This window comes from Natrinema zhouii, from assembly GCF_013456555.2.
GTDB classification, from domain to species: Archaea; Halobacteriota; Halobacteria; order Halobacteriales; family Natrialbaceae; genus Natrinema; species Natrinema zhouii.
The window spans coordinates 191,391-207,761 of record NZ_CP084883.1; the positions used below are offsets into that span (position 1 = coordinate 191,391).

Below are 16,371 nucleotides of genomic sequence, written 5' to 3' on the forward strand. Positions count from 1 at the left end.
TAGACGGTGCCATAGCGACAATTTTATCCCTTCAGAACATACCTCACGTGAAGTGAATCACTTAGTCATTATCCTCGTGGCTGCGATAACCGTCGAAACATTAGTAAACGCCAAGAACAATTAACTATGTATTATTTATTATTAAAGTGAATACTACCTTTGTATAGTGGATTTTTGGTGTTTCGACAATCTTCGTCTGCTACCTTCTCGTTCGACGTGTCGGTCAGCCGGAGGTGAAACTGTCGATCGGTCCTCGGTCGACGCTACTCATCGGTCCGTTCCTGAAACCACACGCAGGCCTACCGGCTTAATCGACCTCACAACGCGTTTTCAAAGATCGACTCGAGGTCCTCGGTCGTTACACGTCGGGGGTTGCCGACCAGCAGTCGCTGGATCTCCTCGGTCTTCTCGGCCAACCGCGGGAGGTCGTCCTCTTCGACACCAAGTTCGGCGAGGCCCGAGGGGATGCCGATGTCGGCCGACAGCGCTTCGACCGCTGCTGCGGCGCGGTCGGCGGCCTCGCGGTCGCTGACATCCTCGACGCGTTCGCCCATGAGGTCGGCGATGGTTGCGTAGCGGCTGAACGCCGTTGACGCGTTGTACCGCATGATCGACGGGAGCAGTGCCGCGACGGTGACGCCGTGGGGCGTGTGGCTCTCGCCGGCGACCGGGTAGGCCATCGCGTGGGTCGCGCCCAGCCCGGCGTTGGTGAATGCGATGCCGGCGAGGAGACTGCCCAGCGACATATCGCGGCGTGCCTCGACATCCGAGCCGTTATTCACTGCCTGACGGAGGCTCCCGCTGATGAGATCGATCGCCTTCTCGGCGTAGACGTCGGTGAACTGGGTTCGGCCGCCGTAATCGGCACGGTCGCCAGCGTGAGCCGGCGCTTCTTTCGTATCGAATCGACGGGTCGTATACGCCTCGATTGCGTGCGTGAGCGCATCCATCCCGGAGGAGGCGGTGATCGCCGGCGGCAGCGACACCGTCAGTAACGGATCGACGATCGCCAGATCCGGATAGATGTGGCGACTCGAGATGCCGACCTTGAGTTCCCGGTCTGGAAGCGAGACGACCGCCGCGGGCGAACTCTCGGAGCCGGTTCCGGCGGTCGTCGGAACGGCGAAAACGGGAATCTCGGAGTCGGGGACCGGTCGGCCGCCGCCGACCGGCGGCGCGACGTACTCGAGGACGTCTCGGTCCGTCCCGGCGAGCGCGCCGGTCACCTTCGCCACGTCCAGCGAACTCCCACCGCCGACGCCGACGACGCCGTCGGGGTCGCTGTCGGCGGCGGCCTCGAGTGCCGACTCGTAGACATCGATGGCCGGATCCGACTCGACGTCGTCGAACATCATCACGTCGACGGTCTCGGGAACCGATTCGGTGGCGTCGTCGACGATCCCCTGTTCGCGGAGTTGTTTGTCCGTGATCACGAGGAGTCGCTCAACATCGCGGGCCTTGAGTTCGTCCCCCAACTCAGCGGTCGATCCGAGTCCGAACTTGATCTGGTCCGCGATAGCGAAATCCCACACCGTATCTGGTTCGTACATCCGTGTTGGATCGTAACGAGACCGTCCACTTAATTCTACATCTGTGCGACCCCTCGCTGTGCGTTCGGTATTCCCGAACGCCCGCAGAAATTACAAGCATATACGTGTAATATATTGCAGCCGCCACGCATATTTCGCCGTCGAACGCCCCGATCGTTAGCAGATCTATATTAATAATCGTCGGCTTATCGTGGATATCAAATCCGCTATTTCCGAACGGAGGCCAGCGATTACGCGCCAAAACCGGTTCATCGAATCGCTGTGTTCGAACTCGCGTTCGGAAGCAGCGGATTTCCGCTCCGATCGAGACCACACCCTTATTATCCGGGCCCACCTCGAACGACAACGATGTCGGACAACCCGAGTCGGACCGTCAAGTCGGCGAACAACCTATTCGGTGTCCTCGAGGCCGTCCACGAACTTGAGGGGACCGGCGCGACCGAGGTCGCCGACCACCTCGGGATCGCCAAAAGTACGGCCCACGACCACCTAACGACACTAGTCGAACATGAGTTCCTCATCAAGGAGGACTCAACGTACCGGGTCGGCCTCAAGTGTCTCAACTACGGGATACAGGCCAAGAACCGACTCGAGTTGGCGAACGTCGCGAAACCCTCCCTCGAACAGATGGCCGAGGAGACGGGCGAGATCGTCTGGCTGACCGTCGAGGAGTACGGGAAGGGCGTCTTCATCGAGAAGGCGATGGGCGACCGCGCGGTCCAGCCTTACGGCGAGATCGGTCGACGCGTACCACTCCACGACATCGCCTCGGGAAAGGCGATCCTTGCCCATCTTCCGGAATACCGCGTCAGGGAGATCGTCGAGAAGTACCCACTCCCCAAGCGGACGGAAAATACCATCACGGATATCGAGGAACTGCTGGCGGAACTCGAGACGATCCGCGAGCGCGGGTACGCGCTCAACGATAACGAAACGTTCGATGGGTTCCGCGCCGTCGCAAGTCCGATCATCGTCGGGGAAGACCTCCTCGGCTCGATCGTCGTCTCTGGGCCGAAGAACCGATTTCGGGGCGAACGGTTCCGGACCGAATTGCCGGAAATCGTCACGGGGACGGCCAACGCGATCGAGCTAAGTCTGGCAGACTATTAACGGTGGGACGACAGTTCAACGTTCGAGCTAGGCAATAGATCGTTACATTTATTTTGTTTGTAAGTAAGTCTGGGGTGTAGTGGTAGCAATGAACGTATTACAGGTGCTGCTAGTGACGTCGATCCTCTACTTCATCGCCGTCGCCATCTGGGTGATGAAGATCGAGGATCTTATCGAAGAGAGCAGTGAACGGCGGGCCGATCGCGGGGGTGGTCAGTGATGGCAGTCTCCGACACCGTCGTCACCTATTCGTGGGCGTTTCTCGCGATGTATCTCGTGATGATCGCCGGCCTCGGCTACTGGGGCTGGCAGAAGACCACGTCGCAGGACGACTACGCGACCGCGCGCGGCGGCTTCGGCTTCCTCGCGCTCGGGTTTGCCTACGCCGCGACGGTCGCTAGCGGATCGACGTTCATGGGAATGCCCGGAATGGCCTACGACATGGGGTTCAAGGCCGGCTACTACGCGCTGATCTACCCCATCGGGGCCTACCTCGGGATGATGCTTGTCGCTCGCATTACCAAGAAGGTTGGCGACGAGGCCGGGTCGCAGTCGATTCCGGACTTCCTTGGCGACCGGTTCCGGAGTCCGACGCTCCGACTGCTCGCCTCTTTCATCGCCCTGTTCCTGCTGTTCTACGTCATGTCGCAGGTCGTCGCAGCGGGACATATGTTTGACACCATCCTCGGCCTCGACTACGAGGTCGGGATCTGGTTCGCCGGCGGCCTGCTCTTGCTGTATCTCACCTTCGGGGGCAGTAACGCCGATATCATCACCGACGCCGTCCAGGGCGCGATCATGGTTGGCATCGCCATTCTCGTCTTCGTGATGGTCCTGACCGGCTGGGGGCTCGACGGCGGTATCAGTGCCGTCAACGCTAACCTCGATCCGGCCCAGCAGTGGGATACCCACACCAATCCGGACAATCCAACCTTCTCAAGCTGGTGGGCGATCCTCCTGCTCTTTATCGCCCACATCGGCTTCACCGCCCAGCCCCACCTCGGGAACAAGTTCTTCGCGATCAAGGGCACGCAGTACATCAAGAAGTTCATGCTCACCGCCGGCGTCGCCGGGATGGTGCTGCCGCTGATGTACCTTGCCGGGGCCCTCGGTGCCGCCAACGGGATCGAGGTCGAAAACGCTGATGCCATCGTCCCAGTGCTGTTCGCCGAGACGATGCCGGCGGTCGTCGCCGCGTTCCTCAGCGTCGCCATTCTGAGCGCGATCATCTCGACGGCCGACGGGCTCATCATCTCTGTCTCGCAGATTTTCGCCAACGACTTCTACCGCAAGACGTACGTCCCGTGGAAGGGCGGGGATCCCTTGAGCGACGAGGTCAACCAGCGCGCGCTGCTGATATCGCGAATCGCGACGGTCGTCGTGACGGTCGCCGCCGTTGCCGCGGTGATGACGCCGCCACAGTACCTCTCGATCTTCATGTGGATCGGTATCGGCGGTATTATCTCCGCCTACAGCGGTCCGTACCTCGTCGGTAGCCTCAAGGAGTCGACCTCGAAGACGGCCGCTCTCGCCGGCTTCCTCGCCGGCTTCGCGGTCTACGCTGTGATCCACCTCGGTCCGCAGATGGGGCTGTACGAGGGACTCTTCCCGTACAACGAGAACCCGTTCGCGTCGACCGGGATCGGCTTCCTCGTGAGCTGTTTCACCACGTACGTCACGGGCAAGTTCACCGAGCCGATGCCCGTCGAGGATCGCAACGAGATCTTCCGCGGCTCAACGGAACTCTCTGACGGCGGCGTCGTCGACGACGACTGATCGACGCCACCGAGAGTCATCGCAGCTCGTACCGTTCCGTGCCCTCTTGTCTCGGACGCGACCGCCGGGTCCGCACAACGACTACGCAGCGGCCGCCACGCCGGCGTGGGGCCGAATCAGCCCCGACCGACGACGCGCCGTTCGGAACAGCGAACAGTATAAGTAGGCGTCGTGGTTCGTTGCCGATAATGGAGATCCCGTGTTTCGAGCCTCGAATCGACGCTGACGACGCGGTCCAGCGGACGGATCGCCTGACGGTGACGAGCTACCTGTTGTCGACGCTTCGGTCCCTTCTCGGTCGTGCGGACGAGTCGGAGCCGACCATCACCGCACTCTACTATCCCGACTATCTGGCCTACACAACGGTGACGCTCCAGCGAGTCGGGCTCAGCGAAAAGGAGGACAAGTTCATCGCCGCGGTCGACGCGGCGACCGGCCGCGTCGGCGAAGTCGACGTTACCCTCCCCGACGTCGAGACCCGCGAGATCCCCGAATCGCAGGTCGTCCCGATCGAGTACGACGAGGACGACGCCGAAGCGGAGTGGGACGAATGGCTGTTCTCCTACATCGACCGCACGTATCGTCCGGTCAAGCAACCCGAAACCTCACTCGACCGTCTCGAACTCGTCTACACGCCCTACTACGCCGTCGACTACGGTCCGGACGCCGACGAGGGCCCGTACGCAGTCAGCGCGCTCACGAAACAGGTCGAACTGATCGCGGACATTCCGCCGCTGAACGACGAGTACTCCGCAGTCGACACTCGCCCCCTCAGTACCACGCCGTTCCCGCGTCGACGTTGATGTCCTGTCCCGTGATGTGACGCGCCTGCCGGCTCAGTAAGAAGGAGACGGTGTCCGCAACGTCCTCAGCGTCGACGAGTTCGCCCAGCGCCGCGTCGTCGGTGAACACCTCCCGTTTGGCCTCCTCGTAGGAGATGCCGCGTCGCTCGGCCTGGTTCTCGATGACGCGCTCGATGCGTGGCCCCTTCGTCGCACCGGGACAGACGGCGTTGACCGTCACGTCGTCGTCGCCGAGTTCGAACGCGAGCGTCCGCGTCAGCCCGATAACGGCCATCTTCGACGCAGTGTACGGCGTCCGGTCCTCGAGCGGCCGCTTCCCGCTGATCGATGAGACGTTGACGATACTCCCGCGGTCGCTCTCGGTCAGCAGCGGTGCGGCGTGCCTAACAACTAGAAACGGCCCCTTCGCGTTGACGGCCATGGTCTGGTCCCAGTCGTCGGTGTCGACCTCCGTCACAGGTGCCGTCGGCCCTGCGATCCCGGCGTTGTTCACCACGCTATCAAGACCGCCGAACGTCGCTTCGGTCTGCTCGATCAACTCCTCGACCGACGATTCCTCAGTCACGTCCGTCCGAACGGGGAGCGCTCGGTCCTCGGCGTCGGCCATCGCCGCCGTCTCTTCGACGCCGTCGCTGCGCGCCGCCAGCGCGACGTTCGCCCCCTCGTCGAGGAGTCGGAGTGCGATCGTCCGTCCGATGCCACCGCTCGCGCCGGTCACGATGACGGTTCGTCCGTCGTGCATATGGACATCGATTTCGCGGGCCGGACAATAATTCCTCGCCCTCGACTGGGACGGACCGAGACCGCTCGGATGGACGGAGCGCGCAAGGGAGAGCCACGGATTTTATAGCGTCCGAGGAGGATGGCTGACTCGTACACATGTCCGAGACAGTCGACTATCTGAAAGAGGCGGGTAGCGCCTCGATCGAGATCGACCAAGAAGTGACCGACGCCGTCCACGACATCCTGAGCGAGGTCAAGGAGCGCGGCGACGAGGCGCTCTACGAGTTCACCGAGCGGTTCGACGATGTCGAGGTCAACGAGTTCCGCATTGATGACGCGGAGATCGAGGCTGCAGCCGCGGAACTGACCGACGCCGAGAAGGAAACGATCGACAACACGATCGAGAACGTCCGCGCGTTCCACGAGGAACAGCGCGAGCATATCGAGGGCTTCGAAAAAGAGTTCGAGGAGGGCGTGAAACTCGGCCAGCGCATCGTCCCTGTCGAGTCCGCTGGCACGTACGTCCCCGGCGGTCGCCACCCGCTCGTGGCCGCGCCAGCGATGTCGATCGTCCCCGCGAAGGTAGCCGGCGTCGATCAGATCGTCACCTGCGCGCCGCCACAGGAGAACGGCAGCATCCAGCCAGCCCAACTGTACGCGATGGATCGGGCCGGAGCCGACGAGATCTACAGCATCGGCGGCGCGCAGGCCATCGGTGCGATGGCCTACGGCACCGAGTCCGTCCCGGGCGTTGCGAAGATCACAGGCCCCGGAAACGTCTTCACCACGGAGGCGAAGCGGCAGGTCTTCGGTCACGTTGGCATCGACTTCCTCGCCGGTCCCTCCGAAGTGCTGATCCTTACCGACGAGACGGCCGATCCCGAACTGGTCGCGACCGACCTGCTCGCCCAAGCCGAACACGACCCCAACTCGCGGCCGATCCTCGTTTCGACTGACCACGACGTCGCCGAGGCGGCTGTCGAGGCCCTGGACGAGCAGGCCAGTGACCTGCGCACCGAGGACGTCGCCCGCGAGTGTTGGGACGAGAACGGCGAGGTCGCCGTCGCCGACTCCATGAACGCCGCCGTCGACATCGTCAACGACTACGCGATCGAACACCTGCAGGTGATGATCGACGACCCCCGCTCGATCGTCGACGACCTCACCAACTACGGCTCGCTGTTCCTCGGCGACCACTCGCCGGTCGTCTTCGGCGACAAGGCCGTCGGAACCAACCACAGCCTCCCGACGTTGGAGGTCGCCCGCTACAGCGGCGGCATCACAGTCAGTACGTACCTCAAGCTCCTCACCCATCAGGAGGCGACCGAGGAGGGAGCTGCTCGGATTGCGCCGTGGGCGGCCGAGATCTGTAAACTCGAGGGCACGCACGCCCACCAGCTCTCGGCGGAGGCGCGCTTCCGCGACGATATCAGCCCCGATTACGGCCCGCAGGAGTGACGAGAGCGAACGCTTCGCAACGCCCGCGGCCCCGCTCGAGCACGTACACCCTCGAGTGCGGCCATCGAGACGCCGTTCACCGACGGCCATCGGTCGAAGAGCGGTAGCTCCCGTCGCGGCGCGTCGCGACTGACGAACCTGTCATCCGGACGGGTATTTGATGTTCGATTCGAAGAGAATACAGCCTGTATGACCGACTCAGACGACTAGCAGCAGGTATCTAAGCCGCTCGCCGCACTCTCCGGGACCGACCTCTTCGTTGACGGTACATACGTCCCTGCGACCGACGGGGCGACGCTGACGACGGTCGGTCTGGCGACCGAGGAGTCGATCGAAACAGTCGCGGCCGCACAAGCCATCGACATCGACGATGCGGTCGTGGCCGCACGGCGGGCCTTCGCCGACTGGCGCGACCTCGAGCCGGCCTCGTTCGGCCGGCTCGTCCATCGAGTCGGTCCCTGATCCACGACCATGCCGATGAACTCGCGGCCATCGAGAGCTTCGATCAGGGGAAACCGCTCTCGCAGTCCCGAAGTGACGTGATCGGCGCAGCCGAGTACTTCGAGTAGTACGCCGGCGCGGCCGACAAACTCGAGGGGCGGACAATCCCGCTCGGTCCGGGACAGGCCGATTACACGGTCCGCGAACCCTACGGCGTCAGCGCACAGCTCACGCCGTGAAACTTCCCGGCCAACATCTTCGCTCGCGGCGTCGCGCTGGCGCTGGTGGTCGGCAACACGACGGTCGTGAAACCGGCCGAGCAGACGCCGCTCCTTCTTGCTGCGGCTCGCGAAACTCTGTCAGGAGGCCGGCGTTCCGGACGGCGTCGTCAACGTCATGCCAGGCTACGACGACCCCGTGGGACAGGCGTTTGCCGATCACGAGGGTGTCGCTCAGATCACGTTTACCGGCAACGTGCTGACCGGCAAGCATATTATGGAGACTGCCGCTGGCAGCGTCACGCCGGTCACGCTGGAACTGGGCGGCAAGAATCTGACGATCGTCTTTCCGGACGCAGACCTCAAGGCCGCCGAGTCGATCGCGACAGGTATTTTCATCAACGCGAGCCAAATCTGCTCGGCTGCCGACCGTAACCTCATCCACGAGTCCGCCTGCGACGACCTCGTCGACGTCGCGTCATTGATGTCGATCGGTCCCGGTTGCGAGGACCCCGAGGTCAGCCCCGTCGTCTCCCGAGAACAGCTCTAGAAGATATTCAAGTACGTCGACGTTGGCGTCGACGAGAGCGCGACCCTCGAGTCTGGCGGCAGGACGCTCGATCGTGACGGCTTCTTCGTCGAACCGGCAGTGTTCTCCGACGTTGAACCCGAGATGTGAATCGCTCGCAAGGAAATCTTCGGTCCGGTCCTCTCGGTGCTCACCTTCGCGGACGAACGCGAGGCGATCGAGATCGCGAACGGTTCCGATTACGGCCTGACGGCCGGTGTTTTCATGACCGATATCTCGCGGGCCCACCGCCTGACCCAGGATCTCGAGGCCGGCAACGTCTACGTCAACCAATGGTTCGGCGACACGAACCAGACGCCATTCGGCGGCTACAAGCAGAGCGGCATCGGTCGCGAGAAAGGACTGGAGGCGCTCGACTCCTACCTGCGGACAAAAACGTCGCGATCGACCTCGAGTGAGCACCCGCGGTGCCCCTGTCGACGGACGGTCGTCCATGAGATTTTAGGCCCCGCTCGACGAGGTGTCGGTGATGGCTACGCAATTCGATCCCGACAGCGTCGCAGTCGTCGGTGCCGGAACGATGGGTCACGGAATCGCGACGGTGTTCGCGAGTGAGGGGTACGACGTCGGACTGTACGATCAGGACGAAGGGCGACTCGAGACCGCCCATGATCACATCCGTGAGTCGCTCTCACAACTCGACGACCACGACCGGCTGGGAGTGGAACTCGAGACGGCCCGGAACGCGGTCTCCAGCGGAACCGACCTTGAGGCGGTCATCGCGGACGTCGATCTCGTTATCGAGGCCGTCACCGAAGAGTTGGATGTGAAACGGACAGTGTTCGAGACGCTCTCTGACCTAACAGACTCTGAAACTGTACTATCAACTAATACGTCCGGTCTATCGATCACCGAGATTGCTGCTGCAACCGACGCCCCCGACCGAGTGCTGGGAACGCACTGGTTCAACCCGCCCCACATCGTCCCGCTGGTCGAGGTTGTGAAAGGCGAGGAGACCGATGACGACCTCGCAGCGGCCATGACGGCATTTCTCGACGATCTCGGGAAGACAGCAATCACCGTCGAGAAGGACGTACCGGGGTTCATCGGAAACCGAATTCAGATGGCCATGTGCTACGAGGCATTCTCGTTACTCGACCGCGGCATCGCGAGCGCCGAGGACATCGATAAGGCAGTCAAAGCCGGATTCGGGTTCCGACTCCCGTCGATGGGGATCTTCGAGAAGGTCGACCAGTCCGGGATCGATGTCCACTACGCCATCGAATCGTATCTCATGCCCGAACTTGACCGGGGCACCGATCCAAACCCGGTCGTCTCAGAGCTCGTCGAGCAGGGCGACTTCGGCCTGAAGACCGGCGAGGGCATCTACGATTGGACGGACGCGGATCCCGACGCGGTCGTCGCCGACCGCGACGCGTACCTTCTCGCCCAACTCGAGCAGTACGAGTCGAACCGTTGAACGATTATCGGACAGGGAGTTCCTACGACTGCCATCAGTATGGCAGAAATGATATGTATTACACAAATTATCGGACGTAATATATTTCTTGCTATTGACTCCAACGACTGCCACACGATACGTCACTGTTGATAGACCGGAACCGTCTAGTTCTGGATTTCCTCAGTTGGCGTGTTTCCGTTGAGCGATTGATGCGGTCTCTGTCGGTTGTAGTAATACACAAATTGTTCAAATCAATGCGAGACGCCAGCACCACCGACCCCGATCGAGGCAGGAGGGTACTCGATCAATGACGCGCAAACACGCCGTGCGCTGAGCGAGGAGATGGACGTCCGCTTCACCGCGGCGGGACCGATCTACGAAGTCGAGAGTGAGAGGGGGAACACAGACGAACTCGACATCGAGGCAGAGACCTGTTACTGCCCAGACTTCGAACAGCGCCAGCCGGAGAGTGGTTGTAAGCATCTTCGGCGTGTCGATGTCGAGATTCGAACCGCGCTCGTTCCTGCTCCGGATGGATATTCGTTCGATAGGAGAGAGGGACTTTTCGAGACAGTTTCTCTCCCTAGAGGGGTGCAGGGGACGCGAACAAAGTCCACTGTACAATGCATGGAATCAAGATTCACAGCAATAGCGTCGAGCAGGGCTGAGATGATTCGGTTCCTGAAATGAGGTATTGCTAGATGACTGACCGTGACGAGTACCGACCTATACGAGACTCGCCCGTGATCAGGCAGGATACGCTGGCCGATTCTGTTCGGACAGCTGTGAGGTCCGGTACGAACACCTGCAGGCGGACGCTCGAGACGCGGCTCAGGAGGCTACACGCTGATGCTCGAGCAGATCGACCACCGAGGCAAGCTCTCCACGATCGATAACGACGATGTCGTCGACGACGGGAGAATTGAACGCTGTCGTCGGGCAGACGCCCTCGAACGGCAGGCTCAGCGAGAGCTCCGCGAACTCGAGCGGGCGAAAGCGGTCGCTGGTCCAGCCGGTGCAAATCCCGACGTCGAGGTGCTCGACCGATGATGCCAGACGAACCCGATCCACAGGACGTCTCTGAGCTTGACCGAGCTCTTGGTGTCGATGATCCGGTTCCCGACTCGGCGTACAGTGATCAGGGGTCTCACCCAGAACGTGGTACTATGGATGGCGGTCAAGTTCCCATCGAAGATCTACACAAGGCACTCCTCGCGGGCATGAGTGAGGATACACTACGGCGGAGGGGTGAGAGAGTTGGTTCACGAAATTCTAGATGTTTATCCGATAGCACTGATACTATCACTCAATGCACCGACTTACTGCGGTCGCGATCACGGCACTCGTTCTCGTTTCAGTTCTGTCTGCTGGTTCAAGCGTGGCGGCTACCACCGCGACAACGCAATTCAGAGACACTACAACGGGAATTTCGTATGGGCAGGTCACTGACAGCAATATCGAGAATTTCGACAAGATCAAATCAACGCTCGAGCAGTTCGGGATAGAACCTCCTAGTGAGACAACAGTCGTCATCGACTCAAACAATGACCGGCATATCGTACTCAGTTCTGACCCCATTCCGGCAGGGGAAGCGACTATCGACGGAAGATCGTTCTCGACCGGCGAGGTTTCCGGGAGTATCATCGTCGCGGATGATTTCGAGGTCAAAACGCGTGGAACACCAGTTTCATTCGACGACCTAGATGAGAATCCCCAAGAACACGAATATGAGGTCGTTCGGCTCGAGGCTTCAACGGCAGTCGTTTCCCTTGCAGCCAAACCCTCATCGGCCGTCTCGAGTCAACAGACAATTGGATACTTTGCCGAACCTGGTGGCCTATCCAGCGACCTCTTTCAAGAGCCACCAGGTGAACTCGCAAGTTGGGGAATGCTGAATGGATCTAACGATTCAGCACAGCGGAATGGTGGCTTTCAGATTCAGGTACCCGAATCGGGTGCTCAAGCACAGTCATTTAGCCAAGGGTTCTGGGGCGAGGGTGTTGCGGCGATCGACATCGCAATAGTACCGATCTATGGGCCGAGTGGAGATGTCTCAGAACCGACCGGGTACGACATAGTGCTTGTCGATGTGAACTATGACAGCCAGACGCTCGATTCGCCTGCTGAAATTCGGAGTGGTAACTACGAAGGGGAGATTGTCACAGTTGAATCGGATCTCGCCGGGTCGTCAACATCTAGTCAAGAATACCTCACCTCGGTCGCGTCGTGTGGTGATAAATCGGTTGCCGTTCCAATGTCACCCCCGATCTGTGTCCCGGTGACGCATGATATCGTCGTTCATTCTGGTGTTTTAGTCGATGGGACTAGCCTTGGCGAGATGCCGATAACCTACGCAGGCGTATCCAACAAGATTCAAAGCGTTCCGACGGTGACTGAAATCGGTCGGTACGAAATGACCGGCGAAGTCGTCGGTACGAGCGAGATTGATAGTTCGCTCGAGGGTGGATACGCGTTGCGCGTTTTCGATATGGAACGTGTTGGTGATGCGAGTATTGCAAGTAGTTTTGAAGCAGACGCCGATCGGGTAGAGCAACGGATCAAAGCACAGTTCGAGTTTGACGATTCTGAGTGGGGACAGGGAAGAGACAGTGACGAGGGTACTGACGGCAGTCAGGAGAACACTGACGGCAGTGGTGAACCAACTGAGGAACAAAGTAGCGACGGGGGCGAAAACGCAGTCAATCCCAGCAGCGGAAGTGATGGTGGAGATGGAGGAGGGAGTGACAGCAGTGAGGATGGAGAGACAAGCAACGAGATAACGAGCGACAGTAGTACAAACAGTTTCATCGCCTCGTGGACAGTATCCGACATAGGAGCATTCCTTGGGGTTATCTCAGCAGCCGTATTCTTGTTAGGCGTCGTGTTAGAAGGGGCGAGAGGGTTCAAAAATCGATATGGGAGCGAAGAGCCCGTCCTAACTGAGCAAATGACGACCGCGATCGTTGCCAGTGCATCGGCCGGGATGCTTATAGGCGGGTTCTTGCTTGAGTCGGACGTGAGTTTGCTGTTACTTCTATTTGGTAGTGTGGGTGTTTTGACGTTCGTCGGCGATTATCTTATCCGATCGGCCCTTTTGCTAACCCTGAAACAAAATCTGAATTTGGAGGGGGAAGAAAAGAAATCGGTCAGAATTGTCGGCGGGGTTGTCCTTCTGCTTGGGGGATTAGCGCTCGTTGCGATAGTTGGGAGTGTTCTCCTCCCCGGGCCTGCACTCCCGATCGTTCTCCAAGTACTGTTCGCCGTTATGTCTACCATCGTTGTTCTTTTCGGGTCGATAGTTGGTGGGATACGATTCTATAAGAAGTATCTGACAGAAGATACGTTGAATACGGCTGGGGACATGGGGCTTGCGATTACGTTTACCGGATCAATAGGTATGGCTACGGCAGGGTTTCTTGGTGAAAGCATATTTGGTGAGAGATTTATCCTCATGGGTGGAGTGCTTTTCTTCGTTTGTTTCATTGTGTCTACGGTGAAAATTGTCTACCGAATCGTATGAACATCTGAATAGCGCCGTATGAGCGAGCGGAATACACGTCAGATATATCGGATATTCAGCTGGAGCCCCTTTCACAGAGGATAGTCATTCAAACGGTAATGAATCTCATTACTCAATCCCATCTAGTCGGGCCAGCGCGTCGGTGGGGCCTTTATCCACGGGCCGCCCGACAGAGGAAAGACTAACGCAGCACAGTTGCTCGTCCGGCGGCTTAAGCAGGCAACAGATCACATCCGAACGGCGCATATCGACTGCTTGGATAAGAACACCTACACGAGCGTTCTCACGGAGTTATTCGAGGGACTCGGCGGCACAGCGAAGCTGCCGAACAGCGCAGGGTATGAGTTGATCGACGAACTTCGCTCAAATCAATCGGTTACGCGAGTCAGCTTGGTGGTGATCCTGCTGACACAGCCAACACAGATCCTATGATACGCTCGCAAAAAGGAACGTACGTCTCTATAGCTGCCGAATTCGATATCTCAATTCCACCTGCAGTCCTGACTTTGAAAGTACATCGAATTGCGGTGATAATCCTGATACGAGTGAGTTAGATGGTAACCCGTTCGACAATAACTGACAAATCTCGTATCGCCTAAACCACCGACGGTAGACGCTCCACATCCTGTTCTCGTCACTCTTATACCCTGATAAAACACAGAAGAGATATGTACGATTTAACAGGATTTCAACGCGACCTGCTGTATACGATCGCCGGCCAAGACGAACCCCACGGACTTGCGATCAAACAGGAACTCGAGGAGTACTACGAAGGTGAGATACACCACGGGCGGCTCTATCCGAACCTCGACGAGATCGTCGACAAAGGCCTCGTCGAGAAGGGAGAACTCGACCGCCGAACGAACTACTATACAATCACGGCTCGCGGCCACCGTGAACTCGAAGCCCGTCGCAAGTGGGAAGACCAGTACGTGAGCGGCTTCCTCCCCAAATCCAAGTGACAGAGCAACATCTTCACTCCGCAGATGGGAGAGTCACGCGGAGTTCAGCGCCGACTTCGTAAAAATACCCGCGCTCGAGTAGCCGTGTGATTGCATGCTCTGCATCCGCTGGCTCGAGTGTCAGTTGGTCAGTTGTGCAAAGGATATCGATCGCCTGATCTCGATCGATTGACGGGACCTGCTGGTTGCTGTCTTCGGTGTTTGAGTTCGATATCTCAGCAGAAAGGACAGCGTACGCCTCAATGATCCACTCGGGAAGCGGGGGACGAGGGTCATCGGCCAGATACATGTGTCACTTCACCCGCACATATAACGCTCAATACGATACTGCTTAATTGTATTCCTTATTGGACATACTATAAGTTCTTGGAGAGACATTTGGAAGTTAGGAGTCCGCATGAGAGACCGGTCTACATAGCATATAGACAAACATACAGGCTGAAAACTCTGTGAGCCTCTCCGGCCAACTTGTAAAAAGATGGCCTCTAGCGTTGACATACAGCCATGTACGGATCTGATAACAAACATCAGAACGATTGAATTGCCACGACATGGATGATCTCACAGGGTTCCAACGAGACCTGCTATACGTGATCGCTGGTGCTAACCAACCGTCTGGTCAGGATGTGAAAGAAGAGATCGAGCAGTACTACAGTGACGAGATCAATCACGGCCGGCTGTATCCGAATCTCGATACCGTCGTCAACAAAGGCCTCGTCGAAAAAGGGCAGCTCGATAGGCGAACGAACTATTACGCAATCACGAAAGACGGCGAAGAAGCTATCGAGGACCGACGAGCGTGGGAATCACAGTATATCGAGTAGCTACTGTACCGGTGACGGCTTCGCACTGGCTCAAGTAGCGAATTATGCATGACTATCCCGATCACCGGTCTGGTCGTCAATTCGCTCCAGTCGTCCATGATTCGACGATCCTCCCCCGTCTCGAGGTCGACAGCAACGAGTGCTCCCAGCTCGGATTCGGTCAGGTACGCGACCCCATGCTCGACGTCGACGCGAACGTCGTTGAGGTACGCAGCGCCGTTCGGTGTCGGCGTGATTTCCGGGGAGAAATGGTGGGCGTCCACGACTTCGTCGCGCTCGAGGTCAATCCGGACAAGCTTGGGTCCACCCTCGACGATCGCCTCAAACTTCGGGTTGCCGGTGTCGAGGACCCACAGCGTGTTCGGCGCTTCCGGTTCGACGTGGACGCTCTGGACACCAACGAACTGTTCCGCAGGAACGTCGCCGGTCCACTCCTTGTTCTTGGAGTTCCACTGCCCCTGGTTCCACGACGCGTTCGGATACGGTGTGATTGACCCATCCTCGGTCACCTCGGCGACAGACACGTCGATCGGCACCGCCCACGGGAACCGGGGGAAGTTGACGAAGATTCGCTCGTCACCCGAAACGGCAATACCGGTTAGCAACCGATCAGGAAATGAAGCTACTTCGATGAGTGATCCATGTCCGTTCGCGTCTTCATGATTGTCGGCGGCTACGAGGCCGGCGATGCTCGCCATACTTCCGACCCCAACCGCGGTCAGGAAACTACGCCGCTCGATCGTCCGTCGTCGGTCGTCTTGATTCACCGTTTCGTGTTCAGTTTCGGTCGTCGATCGATAGTCATGATCGCTCATGAATTGTGAACTCAACGTGTTCTCTCCACGGCGATCTCAAAAAGGACGATTGATGGTTTCTCTGACTGTGGTGTCGCAAGTATGGAGTCTCGAACTGATCATTCCACAAGATATGCGGACTATGATATCGGAGACGAATTATGGACATATATGTTGAGAATTTTTATTTATAATGAAGTG

15 protein-coding genes and 3 pseudogenes are annotated in these 16,371 nt (G+C 58.9%); 14 read left to right on the plus strand and 4 right to left on the minus strand.

All coding sequences use genetic code 11. From position 1 onward, the window contains the following. Positions 1-317 precede the first annotated feature (317 nt). Complete coding sequence (locus HYG81_RS41220) at positions 318-1,550, minus strand: hydroxyacid-oxoacid transhydrogenase (protein WP_226778348.1); 1,233 nt, start codon at positions 1,548-1,550, stop codon at positions 318-320. Positions 1,551-1,898: 348 nt separating this feature from the next. Here HYG81_RS41220 and HYG81_RS41225 point away from each other — a divergent pair, with 348 nt between their 5' ends. From HYG81_RS41225 to HYG81_RS41235, 4 genes are all read left to right on the plus strand, one after another. Further along, positions 1,899-2,660 carry an IclR family transcriptional regulator gene (locus HYG81_RS41225; protein ID WP_226778349.1) on the plus strand — a complete coding sequence of 254 codons (762 nt, stop codon included), beginning with the start codon at positions 1,899-1,901 and terminating at the stop codon, positions 2,658-2,660. An 88-nt stretch (positions 2,661-2,748) separates the two neighbouring features. Further along, on the plus strand, positions 2,749-2,880 hold the full coding sequence (locus tag HYG81_RS45505; protein WP_255647810.1) for a hypothetical protein: 132 nt from the start codon (positions 2,749-2,751) through the stop codon (positions 2,878-2,880). Beyond that, the gene (locus HYG81_RS41230; protein ID WP_226778350.1) at positions 2,880-4,436 is read left to right on the plus strand and encodes a sodium:solute symporter family protein; all 1,557 of its coding nucleotides are present in this window, start codon (positions 2,880-2,882) and stop codon (positions 4,434-4,436) included. Before HYG81_RS45505 ends, HYG81_RS41230 begins: the two co-directional genes overlap by 1 nt. A 188-nt stretch (positions 4,437-4,624) precedes the next feature. After that, entirely contained in the window at positions 4,625-5,239 is a 615-nt protein-coding gene (locus HYG81_RS41235) for a hypothetical protein (RefSeq protein WP_226778351.1), read from the plus strand. Here the strand turns inward: HYG81_RS41235 and HYG81_RS41240 are convergent. Further along, complete coding sequence (locus HYG81_RS41240) at positions 5,208-5,981, minus strand: SDR family NAD(P)-dependent oxidoreductase (RefSeq protein ID WP_226778352.1); 774 nt, start codon at positions 5,979-5,981, stop codon at positions 5,208-5,210. The genes HYG81_RS41235 and HYG81_RS41240 overlap by 32 nt on opposite strands. Before the next feature lie 137 nt (positions 5,982-6,118). Here HYG81_RS41240 and hisD point away from each other — a divergent pair, with 137 nt between their 5' ends. The 4 genes and pseudogenes from hisD to HYG81_RS41255 all read left to right on the plus strand — a co-directional run bounded on the left by hisD (position 6,119) and on the right by HYG81_RS41255 (position 10,088). After that, complete coding sequence (hisD, locus tag HYG81_RS41245; RefSeq protein WP_226778353.1) at positions 6,119-7,420, plus strand: histidinol dehydrogenase; 1,302 nt, start codon at positions 6,119-6,121, stop codon at positions 7,418-7,420. 330 nt (positions 7,421-7,750) lie between these two features. Beyond that, positions 7,751-7,882 carry a hypothetical protein gene (locus HYG81_RS45620; RefSeq protein WP_340674452.1) on the plus strand — a complete coding sequence of 44 codons (132 nt, stop codon included), beginning with the start codon at positions 7,751-7,753 and terminating at the stop codon, positions 7,880-7,882. A 375-nt stretch (positions 7,883-8,257) separates the two neighbouring features. Then, positions 8,258-9,223 (plus strand): annotated as a pseudogene (locus HYG81_RS45625) (aldehyde dehydrogenase family protein). Further along, positions 9,138-10,088 carry a 3-hydroxyacyl-CoA dehydrogenase family protein gene (locus HYG81_RS41255; RefSeq protein WP_226778354.1) on the plus strand — a complete coding sequence of 317 codons (951 nt, stop codon included), beginning with the start codon at positions 9,138-9,140 and terminating at the stop codon, positions 10,086-10,088. The pseudogene HYG81_RS45625 and the gene HYG81_RS41255 overlap by 86 nt, the downstream one beginning before the upstream one ends. Before the next feature lie 146 nt (positions 10,089-10,234). Here HYG81_RS41255 and HYG81_RS41260 read toward each other — a convergent pair. Beyond that, positions 10,235-10,318 (minus strand): annotated as a pseudogene (locus HYG81_RS41260) (integrase core domain-containing protein); the annotation flags it as partial. A 7-nt stretch (positions 10,319-10,325) separates the two neighbouring features. On the opposite strand from HYG81_RS41260, the pseudogene HYG81_RS41265 reads away from it, so the two are divergent. From HYG81_RS41265 to HYG81_RS41290, 6 genes and pseudogenes are all read left to right on the plus strand, one after another. Beyond that, positions 10,326-10,607 (plus strand): annotated as a pseudogene (locus HYG81_RS41265) (hypothetical protein); the annotation flags it as partial. Between the two features lie 312 nt (positions 10,608-10,919). Then, entirely contained in the window at positions 10,920-11,120 is a 201-nt protein-coding gene (locus HYG81_RS41270) for a hypothetical protein (RefSeq protein WP_226778355.1), read from the plus strand. A gap of 259 nt (positions 11,121-11,379) precedes the next feature. Further along, on the plus strand, positions 11,380-13,590 hold the full coding sequence (locus HYG81_RS41275) for a hypothetical protein (protein WP_226778356.1): 2,211 nt from the start codon (positions 11,380-11,382) through the stop codon (positions 13,588-13,590). 153 nt (positions 13,591-13,743) lie between these two features. Then, entirely contained in the window at positions 13,744-14,022 is a 279-nt protein-coding gene (locus HYG81_RS45920) for a Cdc6/Cdc18 family protein (RefSeq protein WP_425607574.1), read from the plus strand. Between the two features lie 236 nt (positions 14,023-14,258). Continuing rightward, a complete protein-coding gene (locus HYG81_RS41280) occupies positions 14,259-14,552 on the plus strand; it encodes a PadR family transcriptional regulator (RefSeq protein WP_226778357.1) in 294 nt (97 codons plus the stop codon). A 551-nt stretch (positions 14,553-15,103) separates the two neighbouring features. Then, entirely contained in the window at positions 15,104-15,376 is a 273-nt protein-coding gene (locus HYG81_RS41290; RefSeq protein ID WP_226778359.1) for a PadR family transcriptional regulator, read from the plus strand. Here the strand turns inward: HYG81_RS41290 and HYG81_RS41295 are convergent. Next, the gene (locus HYG81_RS41295) at positions 15,304-16,191 is read right to left on the minus strand and encodes an L-dopachrome tautomerase-related protein (protein WP_226778360.1); all 888 of its coding nucleotides are present in this window, start codon (positions 16,189-16,191) and stop codon (positions 15,304-15,306) included. The two genes, HYG81_RS41290 and HYG81_RS41295, sit on opposite strands and share 73 nt — an antisense overlap. Between the last annotated feature and the right edge of the window lie 180 nt (positions 16,192-16,371).